We start from the raw sequence: 7,981 nt of genomic DNA, 5'->3' as shown, positions 1-7,981 counted from the left end.
CAATGATCCCGTTGTCGTACGCCCAGCGTCGGCTCTGGTTCATCGCCCAGTTGGAAGGGCCCAGCACCACCTACAACATCCCGATGGTGCTCCGGCTGACCGGCAGCGTCGACGTCCCGGCGCTGCGGGCCGCGGCCTGGGACGTCCTTGAGCGGCACGAGGTGCTGCGGACGATGTTCCCCACCGCCGACGGCGAGCCCTACCAGCGCATCGTCGAACCCGACGACCTCGACTGGCAGGTGGAACTGGTCGAGGTGTCCGCCGAGGACCTGGACGACGAACTGGAGCGGGCCACCCGCACCACCTTCGACATCTCGGCCGAGCTGCCGGTCCGGGCGTGGCTGTTCTCGACCGGCCCGGACGAGCACGTGTTCGTCACCGTCATGCACCACATCGTCAGCGATGGGTGGTCCCTCACCCTGCTGGCCCGGGACCTGTCCACGGCGTACGAGGCACGCCGCTCCGCTCGGGCCCCCGGCTGGGAGCCGCTGAGCATCCAGTACGCCGACTTCACCCTGTGGCAGCGCGAGGTTCTCGGCGAGAGCGACGACCCGAGTAGCCTCATCTCCAGGCAGGTCGCCTACTGGCGGGACATGCTCGCTGGCGTACCCGAGGAACTCGCGCTGCCGTTCGACCACGCTCGCCCGGCGATCGCGAGCCACCGGGCGAACAGCGAGTTGATGTGGGTCCCGCCGGCACTGCATGCCCGGGTGGCGGAACTCGCTGCCGAGGAGGGCGTCACGCTCTTCATGGCGTTGCAGGCCGCCCTCGCCATGCTGCTGTCCCGGTTCGGCGCCGGCACCGACATCCCGATCGGCACGGCGGTTGCCGGGCGTACCGACGAGGCGCTGAACGACCTCGTCGGATGCTTTATCAACATGCTGGTGCTGCGTACCGACCTGTCCGGGAACCCGACCTTCCGCGACGTCCTGGTCCGGGTACGGGAGACCGCTCTGTCCGCCTTCGAGTACCAGGACGTGCCGTTCGAGCGGCTGGTGGAGGAACTCGCTCCGGCCCGGTCGATGGCCCGGCACCCGCTGTTCCAGGTCATGCTCGGCGTCCAGAACAGGGACGCGACCCTGGAGCTGCCCGGCGTCGGGATGGGACGGCTCGCGGCCGGCCAGGGCACCGCCAAGGTCGACCTTGAGTTCAGCGTCGGTGAACTGCTCGACGACAACGGCGCTCCGGCGGGCATGCAGGGCGAGGTCATGGGAGCCGCCGACCTCTTCGAGACCGCCATGCTGCGCCGGCTCGCCGACCGGTTCGTGGCCGTCCTTGCCGCAGTGGTGGCCGATCCGCAGGTGCGACTGGCCGAGGTGGACGTCCTGGACGCGGACGAGCGTTCCCGGGTGCTGGTGGAGTGGAACGACACGGCGGTGTCGTATCCGGCTGGGGACACTTTGGTGTCGCTGTTTGCGGGGCGGGTGGCTGCTTCTTCGGGTGCGGTGGCGGTGGTGTTCGAGGGTGAGCAGTTTACGTATGCGGAGGTGGATGCGCGGGCGAATAAGGTGGCCCGGTATTTGCGGGGTGTGGGTGTGGGTCTGGAGTCGATAGTCGGGGTGCGGTTGGCGCGTGGTGTTGATTTGGTGGTGGCGTTGTTGGGTGTGTTGAAGGCGGGTGGGGCGTATCTGCCAATCGATCCGTCGTATCCGGTGGAGCGGGTGTCAGCGATGTTGGCTGATGCCGCGCCGACGGTGGTGTTGGATTCGATCGCCGGTCTCGATGGTCCGGAGCCGGCGACGTCGGTGGGTTTGTGTGCGGATCATCCGGCGTATGTGTTGTTTACGTCGGGGTCGTCGGGTCGGCCGAAGGGTGTGGTTGTTTCGCATGCGGGGATTGTGAACCGGTTGCGGTGGATGCAGGATCGGTTTGGGTTGTCGGCTGCGGATCGGGTGGTGCAGAAGACGCCGTTCACGTTCGATGTGTCGGTGTGGGAGTTTTTCTGGCCGTTGTTGGAGGGCGCGACTTTGGTGGTGGCGCGTCCGGGGGGTCATCGTGATCCGGCGTATCTGGCGGAGTTGATTGACGCTGAGCGGGTGTCGACGGTGCATTTTGTGCCGTCGATGTTGGAGGCGTTCCTGCCGGTCGCTGACCGGTGTGGCGTCCTTACCCGGGTGATTTGTTCGGGTGAGGCGCTGCCGGCCACTGTGCAGGATCGGTTCCTGGCCGCGCTTCCCGATGTTGAACTGCATAATTTGTACGGCCCGACGGAGGCGTCGGTTGACGTTACCGCCGCTCGGTGTGAGTCGGGTGCGCTGGTGACGATCGGTGAGCCGGTCGCGAATACCCGCACGTATGTGCTCGACCACAGTTTGCAGCCGGTGCCGCCGGGTGTGGCGGGGGAGCTGTACCTCGCTGGCGTGCAGCTCGCTCGCGGTTATGTGAACCGGGCCGGGTTGACGGGTGAGCGGTTCGTTGCCGATCCGTTCGAGTCGGGTGGGCGGTTGTATCGCACGGGTGATCTGGTGCGCTGGACCGCTGACGGGCGACTGGACTATCTGGGTCGTACGGATGAGCAGGTGAAGCTGCGTGGGTTCCGGATCGAGTTGGGTGAGGTGCAGGCGGCTGTCGCGGCGTGTCCGGAGGTCATCCAGGCAGCGGTGATCATGCGTGACGACCGGCTGGTCGCGTACGTCGTCGGCGGTGACGGCACCGGCATCCGGGAGCTGGTCGCGCAGCGGTTGCCGGAGTACATGGTGCCGGCGGCGGTGGTGGTGCTGGATGCGTTGCCGGTGACCGCCAACGGCAAGCTCGACCGTAAGGCTCTGCCCGACCCGCAGGTCCAGGCTGGTTCTGGTCGTGGTCCGGCGAACGCGCGGGAGGAGCTGCTGTGTGCGGGGTTCGCGGAGATCCTCGGCTTGGAAGCGGTCGGTGTGGATGATGATTTCTTCGTTCTGGGTGGGCATTCGTTGTTGGTGGTGCGGTTGGTGGAGTGGTTGCGTCAGCGTGGTGTGGTGGTGCCGGTGCGGGCGTTTTTCCAGTCGCCGTCGCCGGCTGGGCTTGCTCTTGCGGGGGGTGTGGAGTCGCGGGTGGAGGTGCCGGCGAACCGGATTCCGGTGGATGCTACCGGGATTACTCCGGAGATGTTGCCGTTGGTGGGGTTGACGGCTGAGCAGATCGATCGGATCGCTGCGACCGTTGATGGTGGTGCGGCGAATATTGCTGATATTTATCCGTTGGCGCCGTTGCAGGAGGGCATTCTTTTCCATCATCTGCTTGCGGATGGTGGGCGGGATGCGTATGTGCTGCCGACGGTGTTGGAGTTCGACAGTCGGCGGGGCTTCGACGCGTTTGTGGGTGCTTTGCAGCGGGTGGTTGATCGGCACGACATTTTCCGTACGGCGATCGTGTGGGAGGGGTTGTCGGAGCCGGTGCAGGTGGTGTGGCGGCGGGCGGTGTTGCCGGTGTCTGAGGTGTCGGCGCGCGGTTCAGAGGAGTTGTTGGCGTCGGTCGATGGGTCGTTTGATCTCGGGCGGGCGCCGTTGTTGGACGTGCACGTCAGTGCTGGTGCCGGACCGGAGTGTCTGGCTCTGGTACGGGTGCATCACCTGGTGCAGGATCACATGGGCCTTGACGTGTTGCTGGAGGAGGTGCGGGCGTTCCTGGCGGGTCGGGGTGGTGAGTTGCCGGCGCCGTTGCCGTTCCGGACGTTCGTGGCGCAGGCGCGTGAAGTGGGTGGACACGAGGCGTACTTCGCGGGGTTGTTGGGTGGGGTGACCGAGCCGACGGCGCCGTTCGGTGTGTTGGATGTGCGTGGTGATGGCAGTGGTCAGGTGCGGCGACGGACTGTCCTGGACAGGGCGTTGGTGGGTCGGTTGCGGTTGGTGGCGCGGGGGTTGGGTGTAAGCCCGGCGACGGTGCTGCATGTGGCGTGGGCGCGTGTGGTGGCGGTGGCGTCGGGCCGTGATGATGTGGTGTTCGGGACGGTGTTGTTCGGTCGGATGAATGCTGGTGTGGGTTCGGATCGGGTGCCGGGTCCGTTCATCAATACTCTGCCGGTGCGGGTGCGTACCGGGGGTGTGGGTGTGCGGGCTGCGGTGGTGGCGATGCGTGATCAGCTCGCCGGGTTGCTTGAGCATGAGCACGCCTCGCTTGCGGTGGCGCAGCGGGCCAGTGGCGTGTCCGGGAATGCGCCGTTGTTCACCTCACTGTTCAACTACCGCCACAACAGCGCGACTGCCGGTGCAGCTGACGACGACGCCGACGCCGACGGTGTGCGGCTGGTATTCACCAGGGAGCACACCAACTATCCGTTGACGGTCTCGATCGACGACAGCGGAGACGTCATTGGTCTGTCCGTCGATGTGGTCGCCTCGATCGACGCCGACCTGGTCTGCACTCTGCTGACGACCGCGACCGAGAATTTGGTCGCCGCACTGGAAACCGCCGCGGAGCCTTCGCTCGGCTCGGTCGATGTGCTGGGCAGTGACGAGCGTTCCCGGGTGCTGGTGGAGTGGAATGACACGGTGGTGTCGTATCCGGTTGGTGGGACGTTGCCGGAGTTGTTCGCGGGGCGGGTGGCTGTGTCGCCGGGTGCGGTGGCGGTGGTGTTCGAGGGTGAGCAGTTTACGTATGCGGAGGTGGATGCACGGGCGGATAGGGTCGCTCGGTATTTGCGGGCTGCGGGTGTGGGTCCGGAGTCGATAGTCGGGGTGCGGTTGGAGCGTGGTGTCGATTTGGTGGTGGCGTTGTTGGGTGTGTTGAAGGCGGGTGGGGCGTATTTGCCGATCGATCCGTCGTATCCGGTGGAGCGGGTGGCGTTGTTGGTGGAGGATGCCCGTCCGGTCTTGGTTCTGGATTCGATCACCGGTCTCGATGGTCCGGTGCCGGAGACGTCGGTGGATGTGTGTGCGGATCATCCGGCGTATGTGTTGTTTACGTCGGGGTCGTCGGGTCGTCCGAAGGGTGTGGTTGTTTCGCATGCGGGGATTGTGAACCGGTTGCGGTGGATGCAGGACCGGTTTGGACTCACGGAGTCGGATCGGGTGGTGCAGAAGACGCCGTTTACCTTCGATGTGTCGGTGTGGGAGTTTTTCTGGCCGTTGTTGGAGGGCGCGACTTTGGTGGTGGCGCGTCCGGGGGGTCATCGTGATCCGGCTTATCTGGCGGAGTTGATTGACGCTGAGCGGGTGTCGACGGTGCATTTTGTGCCGTCGATGTTGGAGGCGTTTCTCTCGGTGGCGGGGTCCTGCACCGGCCTTACCCGGGTGATTTGTTCGGGTGAGGCGCTGCCGCAGGGTGTGCAGGATCGGTTCCTGGCCGCGCTTCCCGATGTTGAACTGCATAATTTGTACGGGCCGACGGAGGCGTCGGTCGACGTTACCGCTGCCCGGTGCGAGTCGGGTGCGCTGGTGACGATCGGTGCGCCGGTCGCGAACACGCGCACCTATGTGCTCGACCACAGCTTGCAGCCGGTGCCGGTGGGTGTGGCCGGGGAGCTGTATCTGGCTGGCGTGCAGCTCGCGCGGGGCTACGTCAACCGGGCCGGGCTGACGGGTGAGCGGTTCGTCGCCAACCCGTACGAGCCGGGTGGGCGGTTGTATCGCACCGGTGACCTGGTCCGCTGGACCCCCGACGGCCAGCTCGACTATCTGGGTCGTACGGATGAGCAGGTGAAGCTGCGCGGCTTCCGGATCGAGCTGGGCGAGGTGCAGGCGGCCGTGGCCGCACACCCGGAGGTGACCCAGGCCGCCGTCGTGGTCCGCGACGACCGGCTGGTCGCCTACGTTGTCGGCGGCGACGGCGCCGGTGTCCGGGAACACGTGAGCCGGCGGTTGCCGGAGTACATGGTTCCCGCCGCTGTGGTGGTGCTCGACGCGCTGCCGGTCACCGCCAACGGCAAGCTCGACCGCCGCGCTCTGCCCGACCCGCAGATTCAGGCCGGCTCCGGTCGTGGCCCGGCCAACGCGCGCGAGGAACTGCTCTGTGCCGGCTTCGCGGAGATCCTCGGCCTCGAAGCCGTTGGTGTGGATGACGATTTCTTTGTTCTGGGTGGGCATTCGTTGTTGGTGGTGCGGTTGGTGGAGTGGTTGCGTCAGCGTGGTGTGGTGGTGCCGGTGCGGGCGTTTTTCCAGTCGCCGACGCCGGCTGGGCTTGCTCTTGCCGGGGGTGTGGAGTCGCGGGTGGAGGTGCCGGCGAACCGGATTCCGGCGGGTGCTACCGGGATTACTCCGGAGATGTTGCCGTTGGTGGGGTTGACGGCTGAGCAGATTGATCGGGTGGCCGCGACCGTTGATGGTGGTGCGGCGAATATTGCTGATATTTATCCGTTGGCGCCGTTGCAGGAGGGCATTCTTTTCCATCATCTGCTTGCGGATGGTGGGCGGGATGCGTATGTGCTGCCGACGGTGTTGGAGTTCGACAGTCGGCGGGGCTTCGACGCGTTTGTGGGTGCTTTGCAGCGGGTGGTTGATCGGCACGACATTTTCCGTACCGCGATCGTCTGGGAGGGGTTGTCGGAGCCCGTGCAGGTGGTGTGGCGGCGGGCGACGTTGCCGGTGTCCGAGGTGTCGGCGCGCGGTGTGGAGGAGTTGTTGGCGTCGGTCGACGGGTCGTTTGATCTCGGGCGGGCGCCGTTGTTGGACGTACATGTCAGCGCTGGCACCGGATCGGAGTGTCTGGCCCTGGTACGGGTGCATCACCTGGTGCAGGATCACATGGGCCTCGACGTGCTGCTGAGTGACGTGCAGTCGGTGCTGTCCGGTCGTGGTGATTCCCTGGCCCCGGTACTCCAGTTCCGGAACTTCGTCGCTCAGGTCCGCGGTGGAGTGGTGACGGCTGAGGAGCACGAGCGGTACTTCACCGGCCTGCTCGGCGATGTAACGGAGTCGACCGCACCGTACGGGGTGCTCGACGTCCTGGGTGACGGCACGGGGCAGGCCCGTGAAGTGATCGAGCTGGGGGAGGACCTGACCGCACGACTGCGGCGCGTGGCAGCCACGTCGGGTGTCAGCGCGGCGACGGTCCTGCATGTGGCGTGGGCGCGTACGGTCGCGGCGACATCGGGCCGCGACGACGTGGTGTTCGGGACGGTGTTGTTCGGTCGGATGAATGCCGGCGCGGGCTCGGATCGGATGCCGGGGCCGTTCATCAACACCCTGCCGGTGCGGGTGCATACCGGCGGTGCGGGCGTACGGGCTGCGGTGGCGGCGATGCGTGACCAGCTCGCCGGCCTGCTCGAACACGAACACGCCTCGCTTGCGGTGGCCCAGCGCGCCAGCGGCATGTCCGGAAACGCGCCACTGTTCACCTCGCTGCTCAACTACCGCCACAACACCGGTTCGACAGAGCCGGAGACGAGCTTCGACGGTGTCTCGGTGGTCTACGCCGACGAGCGCACCAACTACCCGTTGACGGTTTCCGTTGACGACAACGGCGATGCTGTTTACCTCACTGTGGATGCGGTGGCGCCGATTGACGCTCGTTCGGTGGCGTTGTTGTTGCGTACGGTGATTGGCAATGTGGTAGCCGCCCTGAAGGTGGATGGGGAGTTGCCGCTTCGTTCGGTCGATGTGCTCGATGACGCCGGGCGTCGGGAGTTGCTGGTCGGTTGGAATGACACCTCGGTGTTGTATCCGGTTGGTGGGACGTTGCCGGAGTTGTTCGCGGGGCGGGTGGCTGTGTCGCCGGGTGCGGTGGCGGTGGTGTTCGAGGGTGAGCAGTTTACGTATGCCGAAGTAGATGCTCGGGCCGATAGGGTCGCCCGGTATTTGCGGGCTGCGGGTGTGGGTCCGGAGTCGATAGTCGGGGTGCGGTTGGCGCGTGGTGTTGATTTGGTGGTGGCGTTGTTGGGTGTGTTGAAGGCGGGTGGGGCGTATTTGCCGATCGATCCTGGGTATCCGGTGGAGCGGGTGTCAGCGATGTTGGCTGATGCCGCGCCGACGGTGGTGTTGGATTCGATCACCGGTCTCGATGGTCCGGAGCTGGGGACGTTGGTGGATCTGTGTGCGGATCATCCGGCGTATGTGTTGTTTACGTCGGG

Annotated in this window: 1 protein-coding gene (only partly in view); it reads left to right on the top strand. The window is 65.9% G+C overall.

From position 1 onward, the window contains the following. Positions 1-2 precede the first annotated feature (2 nt). On the top strand, positions 3-7,981 hold the 5' end (the start) of the coding sequence (locus OG792_RS20230) for a non-ribosomal peptide synthase/polyketide synthase (protein WP_329101143.1). 23,179 nt of this gene lie beyond the right edge of the window; 7,979 of the gene's 31,158 nt are visible here — the first part of the coding sequence; the start codon lies at positions 3-5; the stop codon falls past the right edge of the window.

The sequence above is a fragment of the Micromonospora sp. NBC_01699 genome, from assembly GCF_036250065.1.
GTDB lineage: Bacteria > Actinomycetota > Actinomycetes > Mycobacteriales > Micromonosporaceae > Micromonospora_G.
The sequence above is the reverse complement of the archived record's forward strand: the minus strand, read 5'-3'. Positions and strand labels throughout refer to the sequence as shown.